The organism is Arcicella aquatica (genome assembly GCF_034928825.1).
GTDB classification, from domain to species: domain Bacteria; phylum Bacteroidota; class Bacteroidia; order Cytophagales; family Spirosomataceae; genus Arcicella; species Arcicella aquatica.
The window spans coordinates 111,675-130,223 of record NZ_JAYFUL010000010.1; the positions used below are offsets into that span (position 1 = coordinate 111,675).

At 34.6% G+C, this 18,549-nt stretch carries 13 protein-coding genes; 5 read left to right on the top strand and 8 right to left on the bottom strand.

Annotation, left to right across the window (positions count from 1 at the left end; genetic code table 11):
- Positions 1–156 precede the first annotated feature (156 nt).
- Entirely contained in the window at positions 157–2,574 is a 2,418-nt protein-coding gene (locus VB264_RS08640; RefSeq protein WP_323248517.1) for a TonB-dependent receptor domain-containing protein, read from the top strand.
- A gap of 289 nt (positions 2,575–2,863) precedes the next feature.
- Positions 2,864–4,504 (top strand): ABC-F family ATP-binding cassette domain-containing protein, encoded by a 1,641-nt coding sequence (locus tag VB264_RS08645; protein ID WP_323248519.1) that lies wholly within the window; start codon positions 2,864–2,866, stop codon positions 4,502–4,504.
- A gap of 57 nt (positions 4,505–4,561) precedes the next feature.
- Here VB264_RS08645 and VB264_RS08650 read toward each other — a convergent pair whose 3' ends face one another.
- The 7 genes from VB264_RS08650 to VB264_RS08680 form a co-directional block, all read right to left on the bottom strand.
- On the bottom strand, positions 4,562–5,248 hold the full coding sequence (locus VB264_RS08650; RefSeq protein ID WP_323248520.1) for a TerC family protein: 687 nt from the start codon (positions 5,246–5,248) through the stop codon (positions 4,562–4,564).
- Between the two features lie 202 nt (positions 5,249–5,450).
- Positions 5,451–6,596, bottom strand: a complete 1,146-nt coding sequence (locus tag VB264_RS08655; RefSeq protein WP_323248522.1) for an acyltransferase family protein — start codon at positions 6,594–6,596, stop codon at positions 5,451–5,453.
- 55 nt (positions 6,597–6,651) lie between these two features.
- Positions 6,652–8,862 (bottom strand): alpha-N-acetylglucosaminidase, encoded by a 2,211-nt coding sequence (locus tag VB264_RS08660; RefSeq protein WP_323248523.1) that lies wholly within the window; start codon positions 8,860–8,862, stop codon positions 6,652–6,654.
- Between the two features lie 159 nt (positions 8,863–9,021).
- Complete coding sequence (locus VB264_RS08665; protein WP_323248525.1) at positions 9,022–10,635, bottom strand: RagB/SusD family nutrient uptake outer membrane protein; 1,614 nt, start codon at positions 10,633–10,635, stop codon at positions 9,022–9,024.
- 19 nt (positions 10,636–10,654) lie between these two features.
- Positions 10,655–13,924: a TonB-dependent receptor gene (locus tag VB264_RS08670; protein ID WP_323248526.1), complete on the bottom strand. Its 3,270-nt coding sequence runs from the start codon at positions 13,922–13,924 to the stop codon at positions 10,655–10,657.
- A gap of 284 nt (positions 13,925–14,208) precedes the next feature.
- The gene (locus tag VB264_RS08675; protein ID WP_323248528.1) at positions 14,209–15,423 is read right to left on the bottom strand and encodes a FecR family protein; all 1,215 of its coding nucleotides are present in this window, start codon (positions 15,421–15,423) and stop codon (positions 14,209–14,211) included.
- A gap of 141 nt (positions 15,424–15,564) precedes the next feature.
- On the bottom strand, positions 15,565–16,161 hold the full coding sequence (locus VB264_RS08680) for an RNA polymerase sigma factor (protein WP_309917015.1): 597 nt from the start codon (positions 16,159–16,161) through the stop codon (positions 15,565–15,567).
- A gap of 281 nt (positions 16,162–16,442) precedes the next feature.
- Between VB264_RS08680 and VB264_RS08685 the strand changes: the two genes are divergently transcribed.
- On the top strand, positions 16,443–16,898 hold the full coding sequence (locus VB264_RS08685; RefSeq protein ID WP_323248531.1) for a hypothetical protein: 456 nt from the start codon (positions 16,443–16,445) through the stop codon (positions 16,896–16,898).
- Between the two features lie 195 nt (positions 16,899–17,093).
- Here the strand turns inward: VB264_RS08685 and VB264_RS08690 are convergent, their stop codons facing one another.
- Complete coding sequence (locus tag VB264_RS08690) at positions 17,094–17,684, bottom strand: Crp/Fnr family transcriptional regulator (RefSeq protein WP_323248533.1); 591 nt, start codon at positions 17,682–17,684, stop codon at positions 17,094–17,096.
- A gap of 172 nt (positions 17,685–17,856) precedes the next feature.
- Here VB264_RS08690 and VB264_RS08695 point away from each other — a divergent pair, with 172 nt between their 5' ends.
- On the top strand, positions 17,857–18,147 hold the full coding sequence (locus VB264_RS08695; RefSeq protein WP_323248535.1) for a hypothetical protein: 291 nt from the start codon (positions 17,857–17,859) through the stop codon (positions 18,145–18,147).
- Positions 18,148–18,192: 45 nt separating this feature from the next.
- Positions 18,193–18,486 carry a cupin domain-containing protein gene (locus VB264_RS08700; RefSeq protein WP_323248536.1) on the top strand — a complete coding sequence of 98 codons (294 nt, stop codon included), beginning with the start codon at positions 18,193–18,195 and terminating at the stop codon, positions 18,484–18,486.
- Positions 18,487–18,549 lie beyond the last annotated feature (63 nt).

Sequence of the window (18,549 nt, forward strand, 5' to 3'; positions counted from 1 at the left end):
GATAGCAAAATAACCAAACTTAGGGGAGAACTAAATATTTGTTACCTACAATTACCACCACAGAAGTCTCAATACTTTTCTAAATTGCTCTTGATTACGATACAGTAAATAATACCTACCTCATCCTTTTATCAAATGAATGATTAATTATCCAATATGCTATATTTTACAAAAACTCAGAAACATCTCTTCTTTCTAATACTCCTTACTTTATTACCTTTTTTAGGAATAGCACAAGGTATTATTAAAGGGCAAGTAAAAGATGCCCAAACGGCTACTCCATTAAGTTTTTCAACAATAAGAATTTATAATGATGCTGACCAAAAGTTAGTTGGGGGCAATATTGCTAGTGATGCTGGCGATTTTTCGATTGCCAATCCTTATGGTACATACTATGCCTTGGTAGAATTTATTGGATATAAAGCATTTAAGTCGCCCGTTTTTACCATATCTAAAGACAAGAAAACGATAGATTTAGGCTTAATACAGTTGACTTCGTCAAGCAGTACTTTAGATGAAGTAGTAGTACAAGCTGAAAAAAGTACGATGGAATTGGCTTTGGATAAAAAGATATTTAATGTAGGCAAAGATTTATCTAATGCTGGTGGTTCGGCTTCTGATATTCTCAGTAATATTCCTTCTATTTCTGTTGATGCCGAAGGTGGAGTAAAACTGCGTGGAAGTGATAACGTCAGGATTTTAATTGATGGCAAACCGTCGGGTTTAGTAAGTTTTAAAGGAGGGGCTGGCTTACAGCAATTGCAAGGAAGTTTAATAGAAAGAGTAGAAATTATTACGAACCCTTCGGCACGTTATGAAGCAGAAGGTATGTCGGGCATTATTAATATTATTCTGAAAAAAGAACAAAAACAAGGCTTCAATGGTTCTTTTGAATTAATATCGGGAACACCAGCCAACTATGGAGTTTCAGCCAATGTGAATTACCGTCATAGAAAGGTGAATTTCTTTATCAATTATGGTATTTCGTATCGTGATTTAAGAGGGAATGGGAAATTATTTCAAAACGTTTTTTCTAATGATACTACTTTCACGCTCAATCAAACCAACAGCGGAAGTGTAAAAGGATTGAACAATAACATAAAAGGAGGATTAGATTTTTTCTTGACTGATAAAGATATTTTTACGGCTTCGTATTTATTCAGAAGGAGTGATGTGAGACGTATCACAGATTTCCGTTATGATGATTCAAACAATAGAACGGAAACGTTACATACCATTACTTATCGTCAACAAGACGAAACCGAAACAGAACCTAATTCAGAATACTCGATAACCTATAAGAAGAATTTTGACAAAAAAGGACAAGAATTAGTCGCCGATGTCCGCTATTTGGATTATTGGGAGCGTTCTGACCAAACATTTACACAAAATGGTTTTTGGGTAGATGGCAAACCGAATCCAGCGAATACCAAACTACAAAAAGCACTTAATGATGAGGCAGAAAAACAAATATTATTACAAGTAGACTATATTCAACCGATTAGTAAGGAGGGCAAAATTGAGACTGGTTTAAGAACAAGTTTCAGAGATATGACCAACGATTATAGCGTTACGCAACAAGATGCATCTGGCAGTTTTGTGCCACTTGTAGGGTTAACTAATAATTTTGTTTATAACGAAAATATCTCGGCAGTTTATGGAATTATTGGTAATAAAAGTAAGATGTTTTCATATCAGGTAGGGCTACGTGCGGAGCTCACAAACGTAACTACTACCTTGAAACAAACCAATGAGGTAAACCCACGAAAATATGCTAATTTGTTTCCAAGCACACATTTTACCTTGAATCTCCCCAATGAAAATGCCTTACAAATTTCGTATTCAAGAAGAGTTCGCCGACCAACGTATAATGATTTAAGTCCTTTCGTTACTTTCTCTGACCAAAGAAATTATTTTAGTGGAAACCCTAATTTGAACCCTGAGTTTACCAATGCCTTTGAATTAGGTCATGTAAAATATTTTGAAAAGGGCTCACTCTCGTCATCAGTTTATTATCGCCAAACTAATGGTAAAATAGAATCCATTCGCTCGGTAAATAGTGCGGGTATTTCTACGACGTTACCCTTGAATTTAGTCGGACAAAACTCATTTGGTGCTGAGTTTGCTACGACATATTCTCCTAAAAAATGGTGGAAATTAGATTTGAGTTGGAGTTTTTTTAGAGCTGTTACTGATGGTTCAAATGTTTCAGCTAACTATAAGAGTGACACCTACAGTTGGTTTGCCCGACAAACTTCTAAATTTAATTTACCTCATGGGATAGATTTACAAGTACGGGCGAATTATGAAGCACCACAGCAATTACCGCAGGGTAGGAGGGGCTACCTGTTTTATACCGACTTGGCTGTGAATAAAGATGTACTAAAAGGTAAAGGAACATTAACCTTGAATATTCTGGACGTTTTCAATAGTCGACGAATTAGGACAGTTATTGAAGGCGTTAATTTCTATTCAAACAGAGATTTTTTACCAAGACAAAGACAAATCAATTTGACTTTGAGTTATCGACTAAACCAAGCTAAATCAGCTTCAAAACCAAAAGTTGAAGAATGATTTAGTGGAGTGTTGAGTTAGTAGTTCTAGATTTTTTTATCCGCAGATTTTGCAGATTAAAACCGCAGATTTACACGATATTAATCTCTGCGTAAATCAGCGAAAAAATCTCCATAAATCTGCGGGTAAAAATTTTAGAAGAACACATTTACATACTTGTCTATTCCATTAGAAAATAGTTATGATTCCTCTCTATATCAGACAATGACAATTTATCACTCCTCATTCAAAACTCAAAACTCCTCACTCAAAAAACTTTCCTTATCTTTGTATTTCATAATAAAATAAAATGATTTCAATAGATAACGTAGCGGTAGAGTTCGGTGGAAGAGCTCTTTTTAGTGATGTCACTTTCAACATCAACGATAAAGATAAAGTAGCCCTGATGGGGAAAAATGGAGCAGGAAAATCTACCCTCCTAAAAATCATAGCTGGTGTTGATAAGCCAACCAAAGGAAAAATATCTGCTCCTAATGATGCAGTAATTGCTTATTTACCTCAGCACTTGCTTACAGAAGATAAAAACACTGTTTTTGAAGAAACATCAAAAGCGTTCTCTACAGTGTTGAATATGAAAGCTGAGATAGATGAATTAAATACTCAACTAGAAACACGTACTGATTATGAGTCAGATGAGTATATGCACATCATCGAAAAGGTATCTGAATTAAGTGAAAAATATTATTCTATTGAAGAAATCAATTTTGATGCAGAAGTAGAAAAAACTTTGTTGGGTTTAGGGTTTTTACGTTCAGATTTTACGCGTCAAACTAGCGAATTTAGTGGGGGATGGCGTATGAGAATCGAATTGGCAAAAATTTTATTACAAAATCCAGACTTGATATTACTTGATGAGCCAACCAACCACATGGACATAGAGTCGATTCAATGGTTGGAGGACTTCTTGATTAATAATGCCAAGGCAGTAATTGTAATTTCGCACGATAGAGCTTTTGTCGATAATATTACCAACCGTACCATTGAGTTGACAATGGGACGTATTTATGACTACAAAGTAAATTATTCTCAGTATTTACAACTCCGAAAAGAGCGTCAGGAACAGCAACAAAAGCAATTCAATGACCAGCAAAAAATGATTGCTGAAACCCAAGAGTTTATCGACCGCTTCAAAGGAACGTATTCGAAAACTTTACAGGTACAATCAAGGGTAAAAATGTTGGAGAAAATAGAGATTGTAGAAGTAGACGAAATAGACACTTCCGCACTGAATCTTAAATTTCCGCCTGCACCACGTTCTGGGAATTATCCTGTAATTGTTGATAATGTAAGTAAAAGCTATGACGACCATCTGGTATTCAAAGATGCTTCATTGACCATTGAAAGAGGGGAGAAAATAGCTTTTGTAGGAAAGAATGGAGAAGGTAAATCAACGATGGTAAAAGCCATTATGGGCGAAATACCTTTTGAAGGTGACTTAAAATTGGGACATAATTCAATGATTGGCTATTTCGCACAAAATCAAGCCTCATTATTGGATGAAGATTTAACTGTTTTTCAGACCATTGATAATATTGCGGTAGGTGAAGTACGTACCAAAATCAAAGATATTCTCGGAGCCTTTATGTTTGGTGGCGACAGTGTCAATAAAAAAGTAAGGGTATTGTCTGGAGGAGAAAAAACACGTTTGGCAATGGTGAAATTATTGTTAGAACCTGTGAATTTGTTGATTCTGGATGAACCTACAAACCATTTGGATTTAAAAACGAAAGATATTCTAAAAGATGCTTTAAAGAGTTTTGAAGGCACGATTATCTTGATTTCTCATGATAGGGATTTCTTAGATGGACTTGCCACTAAAGTATTTGAGTTTGGAAACAAAAGAGTAAAAGAACATTTTGAAGATATTACAGGCTTTCTTCGAAATAAAAAATTAGAAAACCTTAGAGAGATTGAGCGTAAAGAGAAGTAAGATAATAGATATACAAAAAGGGCTTGATTTTTAAAATCAAGCCCTTTTTGTATATCATTACTTTGCATTTTTTCTAATCTGTATCACATTCACCAAGAATGAAAACGCCATGGAGAAATATATATATTGTTTAGGAATATGAAAGTTTAAACCTTCTGCAATCAATGTAATACCAATCATCATCAAGAAGCAAAGGGCTAATATTTTTAAAGATGGATGTTTACTAATAAAGGTACTAATCGTTCCTGCGACCATCATCATAATTGAAATAGAGACTATTACAGCTACATACATCACCCATAGTTCATCAACCAAACCTACGGCTGTGATGATACTGTCGATAGAAAATACTAAATCTAGGATAATGATTTGCCCGATGATTTTTGAAAAAGAAGTATAAACAAAGGGTTTGTCTTCGTGTTCATCTTCTGTTTTTTCAAAGATTTCTTTGTTACTCTTGTACAACAGAAATAAGCCTCCTATAATCAGGATTAAATCTTTTCCAGAAAAATCAATCCCAGAAAAGACAAAAAGCGTTTTGTCGAGTTTCATAATCCAGCTAATCCCCGCAAGCAGAATTAAACGGGTAATTAATGCCAAACTTAGACCAACTAAACGAGCTTTTTTACGTTTATCAACGGGAAGTTTGTCGGATAAAATAGAAATAAAGATGATATTGTCGATACCTAAGACAATTTCAAGAACGATAAGCGTAATGAGTGATATGAGGATTTCTGTAGTCATTTTTGATAAATACTTAATTGAGTTATTCCATTGTAACAGGCAATATATCAAAAATATTGTAGAGATAATCACTTTTAACTACTTCTTAATGGCTATTTACTATCATTTTTTATTTAATAGATGTCTTAATTGAGTCAAGTGAAAAAAAATAAATGTAGAACTATTTTTATATGTCCATTTTTCATTAGGTCATTTGTAAAAACTATATCTTCAAAAAAACTTTATTCTTGAAGAAAATATACAGCAATATAATTTGGGTAATGGTAATAGAACAAGCAGTAAAGACAGGTTGCCAAATCTCTGGCGTATAAGAAATCAGGCCACCGAATAAAAAATTAGCAGTATATCCAAAATTAATAATGCCTTCAGATGCCATATAAATCAAAATAGAATTAGAGCCAATCCAAACGAAAGGCAACGCCCATTTTTGTAATTTCCAAAGGTCAATTATCAAATAAAACAACGTAAAAAGCAAGATTGAACATCCTCCAACGAAACACACAAATGAACTTGACCAAAGGCGTTTGTTAATAGGAAAAGAATAATCCCATAATAAGCCTATGCCTATTAATATAAATGCACCTGTCACCATCACTAATACCTTTTGATAATTTGAAAAAGTATTTTTGGCTTTTAGAAAGGTAGCTGTAAATACTCCTAACATAGCCGTTCCGATGGCAGGAATGGTTGACAAAATTCCCTCTGGGTCATGTACTTTGCTATGTAATCGTCCGGGTAATAAAATTCTATCAATATACGATTCCAACGAGCCTTCTTTAGTTAATACCCCTGCACCAAAACCTGGGACTGGCACATATTTCATGATTAACCAATAACTTACTAGAATAAATACAAACCAATAAATTTGCTTCAATGTGTTGTTATTCAGGTAGATAATTCCTGCAAAAAACCAAGCCAAGCCGATTCTGCCTAATACACTGGCAATGCGTGTCTGTTCGTAACCATTCCACTTAAAAAGTCCGTTTACTACAATGCCTAAAAATATCAATATTACCGTTCGTTTCACCATTGCAACGTATAGTGACCTTTTTACTACATTCGGTAATTCATAGGCAGACTCAACAGAAGCTTCACTTACTTTCTTCTGCATCGAAAAGGGCATAGACGCCCCAGCAATGAAAAGAAAAAGCGGGAAAATCATATCGTAAAACGTAATCCCATTCCAAGCAGTATGATGTAACTGTTCAGACATCCATTCAAACAGTGGAATATGCGTTGTTTCTGCTAAAGCGTGAATAATGTGTTCGCCACTCATTATCCAAAACATATCGAATCCCCTGAGTGCATCTAGGGAAACGAGTCTTATACTTTTTGGATTGTTATTCATAGTTTTGGTAGTTTGTTGTTGAATGCTTAGGTAAGTCGTAGAATGTATGACTACCTCAAGGATAAGCTACCGTTAGGGCATCACGGTATTTTTTATACATTTTCAATGCCAATGAATGACTATTTCCTTTTGGTACAACAGGAAAATCTTTATGTGCTTTTACCCAATTCCATTCCCATTCACGAATGGTATTTCCAAAATTTGTTAAATCAGGCTCTTTCTTCGTAGCTAATGATTGATTCAGTTCTGTAAAAAACATTTGCCATCTTGGTTTATAAAAATCATTCAATAAACCACTCCATTGGCGGTTTGCGTATTCATGCAAAGGGCTGTTAGCATCGCCCCAGAGTGTGATAATGTCTCTTGCATTTTGTTCATACAAGGCTTTCTCTTCACTAGTATTTCCCCAACTTCTAGCCGAGTTAATCCACGGACCAAGCATAAAATCTTTTCTGGTAGCCAATAGCTCATCCATATCTGCAATCAAATCAATAAATGCTTGGGCATCTTTTTTGAATTGAGCTTCATCTTTTGCTTTGTAAGAATTCTTCCATTTTTTCTGCAAAACTAACGCATAGTTTGCCAACACTTGTCGTGTAATATCTACAAGGTCATACTGAAATCCGTCCGAATCAACTCCATGTTGAGAAGCTTGTACAAATAGATCCCAAGCTTTCAAAAAGTCTTTCGGAGGATAATTGAGCTTTGTTCTTGTCCAAACAGTAGTCGAATCAAATGTAGGGCGACCAGTAACGATTGACTCTGCACCATCTCTAATATCCTTTCCATTATAAGCTGTTTGTCTTAATACTTGCCAAGCATCTACCAAGGTTTTATCATCTGTTTTATAACGATTCTTTGCATATTTTACTAACCAATCGTTTAGCTCAACAGGTGTATCTTGCCAAGTATGTTGCATCATCAATTCATAAATCACAGGGTTTTGTTCGATTGCCTCCATTGTTAGACCTATTCCTTGTAAATTCTTCGAATTAGGGTCATTCAAAGCCACAGCAGGGCCACTTGCTACACCATCCATGCGTCCAAAAAGATTAACATTTCCTCCAAAATTATTGAGCATATTCCAAATCCAAGGCTTACCATGAAAAGCATTTGTTCTTTTCCAAACAGGTTCTATTTCTGTAGCCAAGTCTAACAAAAGCATCTTGTCGTCTGGTACAGCATTTAATAAAGCTTCTATCTGTGGAGCTTTCCAAAATTTTCTATCACTGTAAAACAACCATCCCTGCATTACCCAAATAGCTTCAGGGTCGGCTTGCTTCATGCCATCATAAATTTTAGCCGTCAGCTTAGATAAAAAAGCTGGTTCGTCAGTCGGAGGTTCGTTTTCATTAAAAGTATCAGCCGAGTACAAATGATTTGTACCAAATAACTGTGTTTGTTTTTTGATAAACTTTTTGCCAAGTTCTGCAAAAAGAGGGTCTTCTGCATCAAGAATATAAGTGTCGCCAAAACCATTTGTCCAGTTGGTTGCTTTTAGTTTGGCTTGTGGATATTTCTTTTTGAAAGCCGAAGGTACGTGTCCCGTAAAAGCAGGTAGAACAGGCTTCATGCCCAAGGCACGTTCTCTTGACAATATTTTTACTTGTAAATCTTTATGAGATTTCATCCAGCTAAGCGGTAACGGCCCACCCCATCCATCAAGATTTCCCATCCAAAACCAAGAGAAATAAGCAGGACCACTGAAGAAATCTTTTAGGTCTGCATCCGAAAATCCCATTTCATTATAGACTTCTCGCCAAGTATATTCTTCGCCTGTAATGGCCAAAGGCATATTGATGCCATGCATCGCCATCCAGTCTATTTCTTTTTGCCATCTTTCCCAATTCCACCAAGACATACTGTAATTGAATGTACAATAGTTCAAATAGTAGCGGTATTGGTAGGGTGTTTTTTTAGTAATTTTAGCAGAAAGCTTGGGTAAAGTTGTAGGTAAATCCAGATTTGTACCATTCCACGTAATCTGGCAGTGACAATATTCTGTTAAGTAATAATATAGAGCAGAAGCTACAGCTACGCCATTGTTTCCACTCAAAACAATTTTTTGATTTTTGCTCTCTATTTCAAAAAGGTCTTTTGGGGCAGTACTTGGTAATGACTTTACTTCAAAGTTATATGCTTGTTTAGGAATAACCCTGCTAATAAGTGCTAAAGCTTCTTGTTTATTAAGCTGAGCCACAGCATAATGGCTACTAAAAAGCACCACAATGACCAATAAGAAAATTTGGTGTGTTAGTCTAGTCATGAGTAAGTATCTGTTTGTAAGTTATACGCTAAGCTCTGGCGGGAGTTAGCGCATAACGGGTAATAAAATTTTATAATAAAATCATTTCACAATTGAACTATAGATAATATACGTTTGTGAACACTAAATATAGATAAGACCTTAAAATGGTCGATTTAATTAATAACCAGGATTTTGCTTTAAATTTGGGTTAAGCTGTAAGGCAACTCTTGGGATTGGGAAAATTCTGTGATTAACATCTGAATCTGTTTTATAACCCCATTTACCCTCAAACTTACCAAAGCGAATCATATCATTTCTATGCCATCCTTCATAAGCAAACTCTCTTACTCTTTCTCCATAAAGTGACTCTAAATTTACACTTGTTAATGAAGCAGAAGTAGTTCTTTCTGATCTTACTTGATTTGTCAGAGAAAGAGCAGTTTGACCTAATGTCGCTGCGCCACCTCTAAGAATAGCTTCTGCTTTCATCAACAGTATATCAGAATAACGGAAAATAGGAATATCATTATTTTGATTTCTGCTTAATGAAGTACCATCAGCATAAAATTTATTGTTACGATAACCCATATTCCAAGCAATTTCATCATTTCCTGCATCAAAAGCAGCAACATCTTGACGAAGAATTACTTCTGGTGTTAAATTTACTTGATAAGTAACCGGAGTAGCTCCATCGCTACCTTTATAGAATTGGTCAAGACCTAATTTTGTTGTTTGAACAGTTATTGGAGAACCATCATCCATATACTGTAATCCAGTTAACCACTGACCGTTTCTTACATCATTAGCATCGTTAAAGTAGGCATAGTATTCTGGCAAAGTACTTTCAGGACCACTTGGTGTAAATGGCAACTTAAATTTTGCACGCATACTTCTTGGAATGCTATATCGAGCATGCAAGTTTGTTGATCTAAACGGGAAGCTATTGGTTGAAGTTGCATCATAAGGAATCGCAAAAATAAATTCCTTTTTAGAAGGACCATTATCAGGATAAAACATTTTTAGATATGTACTTCTAGGTTCAATAGCAAATAAACCCGAATTGATTATCTTGTCAGTAGCAGCAATACAATCATCGTATCTCTTTGTTCCAGTGTAATACTCTGCATTCAAATACAATTTAGCTAATAGAGCATAAGCCGTCCATTTATTAGGTCTTCCATAAGTAGCCACACCTGAAGTTTCACTTAGATAAGGAATAGCAGCATTAATTTCTTTCTCAATAAATTTGAATACATCTGCTCTAGCTACATTGGTTTTGGGCGTAAAATCTCCATAAACCGTATCAATCGGTACGTTACCGTAACTGTCCATCATCAAAAAATACGTAAAAGCTCTTACCATCTTTATTTCAGCAAGACTTGTATTTTTAGTGGCACCTGCTGGCATGGTTGTCGATAGAATATTTAACGTTTGGTTGGCAACGCCAATAGTTGTCGATAGCCAAGTCCAGTTCCCGTTAATAAAACCATTGTCTTTTGTCCAAGTATGATAATGCATCGTTTGGCACTGTCCACCGTCAAACCAGTTTCCACCTCTTGCTGGCATAATAGATTCATCCGTACTATAAGATTGTTGTTGGAAATGTTCAACAGCATAATTACCTCTTAGTGAAACATATACAGGACCAGATGCCGAAATATATTGTTCAGTATTGGTCGGAAAAACGTCTGGAGTTAGTTCAGTCGTTACTGGCACGACTAAATCATGGCAAGAGAACAGTACACCCGAAAGTAGTACTGATAGTAATGTATATAAATATGACTTTTTCATAATTTCAGATTTTTAACAATTAAAATGAAACATTTACACCTATTAAGAAAGTACGCGTTTTTGGATAGAAGTTATTATAATCTACCCCTGGAGCGATACCTCCTTGGTTTACTTCTGGGTCAACACCTGTATATTTTGTTATCACAAAAAGGTTATTGACAGAACCGTAAACTCTTAGGTTTTTAACTGCTGAACCTAAGTTTTTGAAGTTATGACCCAAAGTAGCATTATCAAATCTGATAAAACTTCCATCTTCAATAAAACGTGATGAATAAAAATATGCATTATAATCTGAAGCCGATTCGTTGGCTGCATCTGCCAAGATATTAGCATATTGTACTGTGTTTGGTCTGAATAAGTCTGCACGCGTAGCATTGAAAATTTTATTGCCAAAAACGCCTCTGATGAATACATTCAAATCCCAATTTTTATACTTGAATGTATTGTTCCAACCTAATAATAATTTTGGTTGTGCACTACCTAAGTAATGATAATCAACACCTTCTTTCGGTGTAGTCGTTAATTTACCATCAGCACCAACAAACTGAGAAACTCCTGAAGCATTTTTTCCTGCATATTCTAAAGCAAAAAATTGTCCGAGAGGTCTTCCTGATTTTAGAATTTGTAATGAACGTCCTGATTGTCCGCCACCTTCTGGGCGAGATAAAAGTACTGAATCTCCACCTGCAAATAAAGGATTGGTTAAACTTGTAATTACGTTACTGTTATGTGCAAGGTTAATGGTAGTTGCCCAGTTAAATTTGCCCTTATTGATTACTTTTGCATTAACAGTTAATTCAATCCCTTTGTTGTTGATACTTCCACCATTAGCAACAATACTTCCTACTGGTACAAGAATTGGGTCAACACTATAAGAATAAATCATTCCAGTAGTATTTTTATTATACAATTCTAATGAACCACTAATTTTATTATTAGCCGTTGCAAAATCTAGACCGATGTTCGTTGTGGCTGTTTTTTCCCATTTCAAATCTGGGTTTGCCGCTTTAGTTGGCCCGTTTGCTGCTACTAATGTACCATTATAGTAATATGTTCCTAAACCTCCTGAAATAAATTGAGAAGTATAAGCATTAAACCCTGAAGCGTTACCTGTTACACCATAACTTGCTCTTAATTTCAAATCACTCAAGATATCCTGATTTGCCATAAAATCTTCTTGACTGATTCTCCAAGCAGCACCCACTGAAGGGAAATATCCCCACTGATTATTTTTGCCAAATACTGAGCTACCATCTCTTCTTACTGAGCCTTGTAATAAGTATTTATTGTTGTAATTATAATTGAATCTAGCAAAGTCTGAAATTAATTGAGTCTCTTGATAAACACCGTCTGGTCCAAAACTAATCTGATAACCTGAGATTCCATAAGGATTACTTAGTGCTAAGTTGTTATAACCTATGTTATCAACCGGTAAGTTACTGGTAGTTACTTGGAAACCATCACCAATTTTATTGTTTTGCCAAGAATAACCTAGTACTGCATTAATTGTGTGATTGCCAAACTCTTTATTCCAAGTTAAATATGTTTCTAAAATTTTGTTCGTATTTTGGTATGAACTTCTACTAGCTTGACCGTCCTTACCAAATGTTTGCTGATAGTGAAAACCTAGACCAGGATCTGGGTTGTCATACATATTGTTATAAGTACTTGTATAATATTTATTGTAATATGTACCTTGTAGTGTATTAGAATTCATGTAAGAAAGGTCTAAATTATAAGTTAGACCAAAAGGCAATTCTAACTGAGTTTTAAAACTTCCAATCAAATTACTATACTTGGTTCTCATTTGGCTATTATTAACCATCGCAACTGGATTGTAATAACCAGAGTTTTCTAAATTCTCAAAATAAGTACCATCAGCATTTGTAATTGGCGATACAGGCAAATAAGATGTTGACTGTAAAAGAACCGTATTTCTATAAGGAATATCCTCAGCATCACTGCTTGAATTAGTGATGGAGAAAGCAAATTTTAATTTGTCTTTCAAAGCTAATTGCTCAATCGACAAACGAGCGATTACTCTTTCTAAAGAGCTATTCAACAAAATACCATCCTTCTTTACATAATTTAAACTTGCACTATAAGAAGTATGCTCCCCACCACCACTTACAGAAAGGTTGTGGTTAGTTGAAATAGCCTGTTTCTTTTGGATAGCAGATTGCCAATCAGTATCAGCACCTTTATCGTCTTTTGGAGAGAAAGAAATATTCAGTTTTTGCATAAACGCACGCAATTCTGAAGCCGTCATCATATCTAGTTTATTAGATACTTTTTCGAGACCTACAAATGAACTGTACGAAACTTGTGTTTGTCCTTTCTTGCCTTTTCGAGTTGTCACCATGATTACCCCATTGGCAGCACGGTTTCCATAAATAGCTGTTGCTGCGGCATCTTTCAGCACATCAATTGAAGCAACATCGTCTGGTGCAATAGTTGAAATATCAGCACCCGGTACTCCATCAATTACATAAAATGGACCTTGTGAGCTATTCAAGGTTGAAGCACCCCTCAAAATCACAGCAGCAGGTTTGTTAGGGTCACCATTGGCGGTGATATTTAACCCTGGTACTTTACCTTGTAGTAATTGTCCGAGGTCTGTAATTGCCCCTTTGTTAAGCTCTTCAGTTTTAATAGTACTAACAGCACTTGAAAGTGTTTTACGTGATTGGTTTCCGTAACCTACCACTGCAATTTCAGCCAAAGATGTAGCTATTTCTTGTAAATTAATCGAGATAAATGTTTGGTTACCTACCAATACTTCTTTTGATTTATAGCCAATATAAGAAAACACAAGGGTTTCGTTTTTAGTAGCATTTAAGGAGAACTCTCCGTTTGGATCTGTTGTGGTTCCTCTGGATGTGCCTTTTATAGCAATATTTACGCCTACTAATGGTTTTGAATCAGTAGAGGAGATTACTTTTCCTTTAACAGTTTGTAATAGTATTTCAATAGGAAGTTCTAATTTAGGATTAACTTTTTTGGATTTGATGACAATGGTTTTATCAACAATCAAATAATCGAGGGGTTGATTGGCAAAACAATTCTCAAGGACTTCTTCAAGCTTAGCATTTTTAAGATTGATAGATACCTTTTCCGCATTTAACAACAAATCTGTTTTATACCAAAACGTATAATCGCTTTGTTTTTCAATCTCGTTGAATACTTTATTGATAGCGGTATTTCTAAGGTTTAAATTAAACCTTTGTGAAAACCCAACAGCGCTTACCTGTAAATATATCGTCAATGATAAAATAAAGGTTAGTTTCATGACCCTGAAAAATTTAGTGGAAAATTGTTGTCCACGACAGGACGCCGAATTACACGGCAAACCCAGCCTAATTTGGAAAATAGGATTGCGATTCATACTTTTGTTTTGGGGTTAAATGAGATACTTGGAAAAATTATTTTAATCAAACTCCGATTTAGAGCGAAAACGTTGCCGCGTTTTCGCTTTTTCGTTGTTTAATGCCTTTTTGTGGATTGAGTGCCACTTTCACTGAAAATATGTTTAACAATTTTTTATTTATACTCAGTATTTTTAAGCTTCCCAAACTATGGTGTTATCACTATTTTTTTGCCCTCTATCTTAAATTGAACTTCGCTCATTGATAATATCTTCAATACGTTCGACAAATTGGTATTTCGTTGGAGTTTGCCCGTAAAATGTTCATCAGGTATTTTGCCAATATATTGAATGTCAACATCGTACCAACGTTCTATCTGTCGCATAATCATCTCTAAACTAGCATTATTGAACTGAAAATATCCGTTTTTCCAAGCAAGCTCTTCTTCCAGACTAACATCATTTATCGTTCTGAAAATATTATTATTAAAGCCCACTTTTGCTTGTTGACCAGGCTCTAATATCGTTGAATGGTCATTTTTGCTAACTTTTACAGAACCTTCTAATAAGGTAGTCTTAATGGCTTTTTCGTTAGGATAAGCCATGATATTAAAATGTGTTCCCAATACTTCAACCTCTTGCCCGTTGCTGATGACTTTAAATGGCTTTTTCGCATTTTTTGCTACTTCAAAATATACCTCGCCAGTCATCTCCACTTTCCGCTCATTCCCTTCAAAAACTAATGGAAATCTTAGACTTGATGCCGCATTCAACCATACCTTGGTGCCATCTGATAGCACCACCTGATACTGCCCACCTTTTGGCGTCGTGACGGTATTATACATTGGTTGGGCGACAGCGGTTTTGGTAGATTGATATACTAATTGTCCTTTTTCTGGCTTAAGGATATTGGTCTCCCCTTGTTTCCCTAGGCTTCCGTTTTTTGAATCATCCAAAGCTACTTTAGTACCATCATCAAATGTTAGAATCGCTTTGTCGCTACCGGGCAATACATCATTTTTTTCAAATTCCTTTACTTGAACTATTCTGTTTTCAGTTCTTTTATCAACCGTGTTGTATTGAAACCATGCGAACAACCCAACTGAAATAATTAAGGCAATCGAGGCCGCTATGCTGTAATTAACACGCCAAAAGCCAATGCTTGGTTTATCTTCTTCCTCTGAATATTCATCATCCTCATCAGAAACTTGATTTTGAGTAAATATCTTAGACATTATCCTGTCAGACATTTCTGTTGGCATCTCCAGATTTGATTCATGGTTTTGCCATGAACTATGCAAAATCTCTTCAAGTTCAGTTTCAGAAGCCGTATTTGCCCATTGCATCAGTTCATACTTTTCTGCTTCAGTACAAGAATTACTGAAATATCTTTCCACTAAAAAACTGATTCTCTCTGAAGGCATATCACATCAATGGATTTTGTCCCTTTTAGATTATAATATTGATAAGTCAACAATCAATAAAACCACTGTTTTTTGATGTTAACTAAATAGAAGACAATTCTGGGAAAAGATAGGACTAGTCGATGTTAAATAATTTTTAAATTATTTTTTTATGGCAATCCAAAACATGTAAAAAAGGTAGAATGCCGCTTGATATTTAAGCTTATGTTTTATTGTGTTGAGGGCTTGAATGATGTGGTTTTTTACTGTAGAGGGCGACAGATTGAGCATATCTGCAATTTCATCGTGTTTTAAATGTTGTTCACGACTTAATTTAAAGATAAGTTTTTGTTGGGGAGGAAGGTTTTCAATAATTTGCTTCAACAGTTTTTGTGTTTCATCAAATTGAATAATATTATCAGTTGAATATACTTCGATGCTTTGAGTATCAAAATATTCAGCATACAAAAGTGTCTGCCTTGCCATGCTTTTAAAAGCATTCAAGGCTTGATTTTTTGCCATCCTGAACAAATAAGCATCAAACTGAACGATATTGACTAGCTCACTTTTATCCTTCCAAAGTTTCAAAAAAAGCTCTTGAATAATGTCTTCTGTTATCTCGTTAGAATCTGTCAATCGATACAAATAGCCATATAACTTATTTTTATAAGCATGAAAAAGCATCGTAAAAGCTTGTTCATGGCCAGATGACGCAAGCGTTAACAGTTCCTTTTCATCATATAAAAACTTTGGGGTCATTCAGTTAAAATAATTGCGTTTTCAATAAAAAAAGACACTTAATCTTTAAATATACTTAATTTTTTTAACAAAATGTGCTGATTTCTTAACTAGCTTTTTAAATAATTGATTTTTATGGCAGTAATAAGGCTTTGATAGTTTTGATAAAATAGCTTTTTTTGAAGTTATTTTATGCTAAAATTATGGGTAAAAACTTTCCCCTCGCTTGTGGTAATGTTTGAATACGTCATAGTGTCATAATTATTTCGTATGTTTATTTGTAGCAATTTTAATTAATATTTATGATATCTAAAAATAATGGAATCCTATTATCAATAGGATTGATAATAGGATTCGCAGTCTATCAATATGGATTCTTTGTTATTATGATCTTATTTGGGAGTGAAAGAAAAACGCCTCCAACCAAAGAACAATTGATATTTTCAAAAAGAGAACAATTGTTACTTGATTCATTAAAGAATAAATTAAAATGTTCAGAAATAACAGGGATGGTTCACACCCTTCCTATTACACCTTATTCTTATCCTGTCGATTGTTATTATATTTCAATTTTTTATGATGAATGTGATTCCTTGAAAAATGATAATAATATTGAAAAATCAAATAGAAGAATTTTAAGGCAAGTAAAAAAAGAATTATTTAATAATGATACCTCAGGAATTAAAAATTATAACATTTATAAAACCTGTGTATCTGGAATTAAGAAAGAATATTCAATTGCCACTTCAGATTTATAGGAATATTTTGACATTTATTTATAGATATTAAATCATTTGTAACTGAAATAATTTATGATAATGATAAAAGTAATTACTAATAATATTTATAAAAAAGATTCTCCCTCACTTGGCGTAGTGTTTCACTACGTCAGAGTGTCAAGCCTTCCTTGAATGCAACGGGTAAAATTTTTCTCTTAATAGGTTTTTAAACACCTATTCAAACCAAATTTTTCGCCCTTTTATCTTTAATTTCTTTTGTTCTTGCATTAGTTTAATTGTTCTGATTACAGTTTCTACCCTTAATCCAGTTAAATCAGCAAGATTTTGTCGAGTAAGATTTACTTCAAAAACTCCCTTAATACCTTCTTTTTTCTTTAAATAACTAAGCATCGAAACAATGCGGTGTTCAGCATCTTGAGTGCTCATATCTTTCATAATCATGGCTTTATATTGTAGCCTATTTGAAAGAATATGTGTGAGTTTTAAATGAATATCAAAATTATCTTGTAATAAAGCTATCATTGCCTGATAGGATAACTTATATACTTCGGTAGTCATTGTAGCCATGGCTGTAGCAGGGTAGGGGAAACGCCCTAATAAGGGAGGTTCGCCTAAACCTTGACCATCCGAGAAAATGCCTTGAATAAATTCCTTTCCTTCTTCCGACCAATTCAATACTTTAATCTCGCCATTGATAATTTGATAATAGAAATGTGCATCCGTCCCTTCTTCAAAAAGCACTTCAGTTTTCACCAATATTTTACGGGTGGCACCAAATTTTTCTAAAATAGCTGGAGGAATCATTGCATACAAGATTTTTAAAACAAAGATAACGATGGAACATAAAATTACAGGTTGTTTGTAAAACGATATTGAACTTCTATGCTCTGCATTATTTTTTACAATATGATTTAGGTCATAAACTGGAGTGACAGGCTACTTGCAAATTTGTATCATAATCAAACACAAAAAAATTATGAATGCTCTAACAAATCAATATACTATTTTTTTCGAACAACAAGAAAATAACCGTGCTTTTTGGAATGGATTTTCTCTGATGATTCAAGCCAATATTTTAACGCCTCTTACTTTAGTGAGTATGAATGTCTATAACGGTGGCGACTGGCAATTAGCAGCTTGTGTACTTTGTTTTTTTAGTGTACTTATTCCTATACTTTCCGCTCAACCAGTCAGGATTGGCGTAACCATTTTCTGGATTAGTGCGATAGTTCATAGTTTTATTATTGGCTTCAACATACTGAGCTAGCATAGTAAATCAAATATCATCACCACTATTAATAGCAATAATATCATGGAAATCGGAAGTTTATTAGGAGGACAATACCCACTTGTTGAGAAAAAGATGCAAGTACTCCAAGAAATAGTAGGGGCAAAAATTATATATAAGTCGTTTGAAACAGGAGATAAAATGCCATCGCATAGTAACCCAACAGACGTATTTGTGATAGTGCAATCAGGGAAAATGGAAATTAAGCTTGAAGGAGTGGCGAATATTTTTCAAACGGGTGATTTTATTCATTTTCCAGGGAAAGCTCTGCATGAATTATTATGCATAGAAAATGCTAAGATTTTGATTATTAAATAAGCGAGTTGTATGTACTTGTTTATCCTTCATAGAAATGAAGGATAAACATTTGTACTCAGGTTG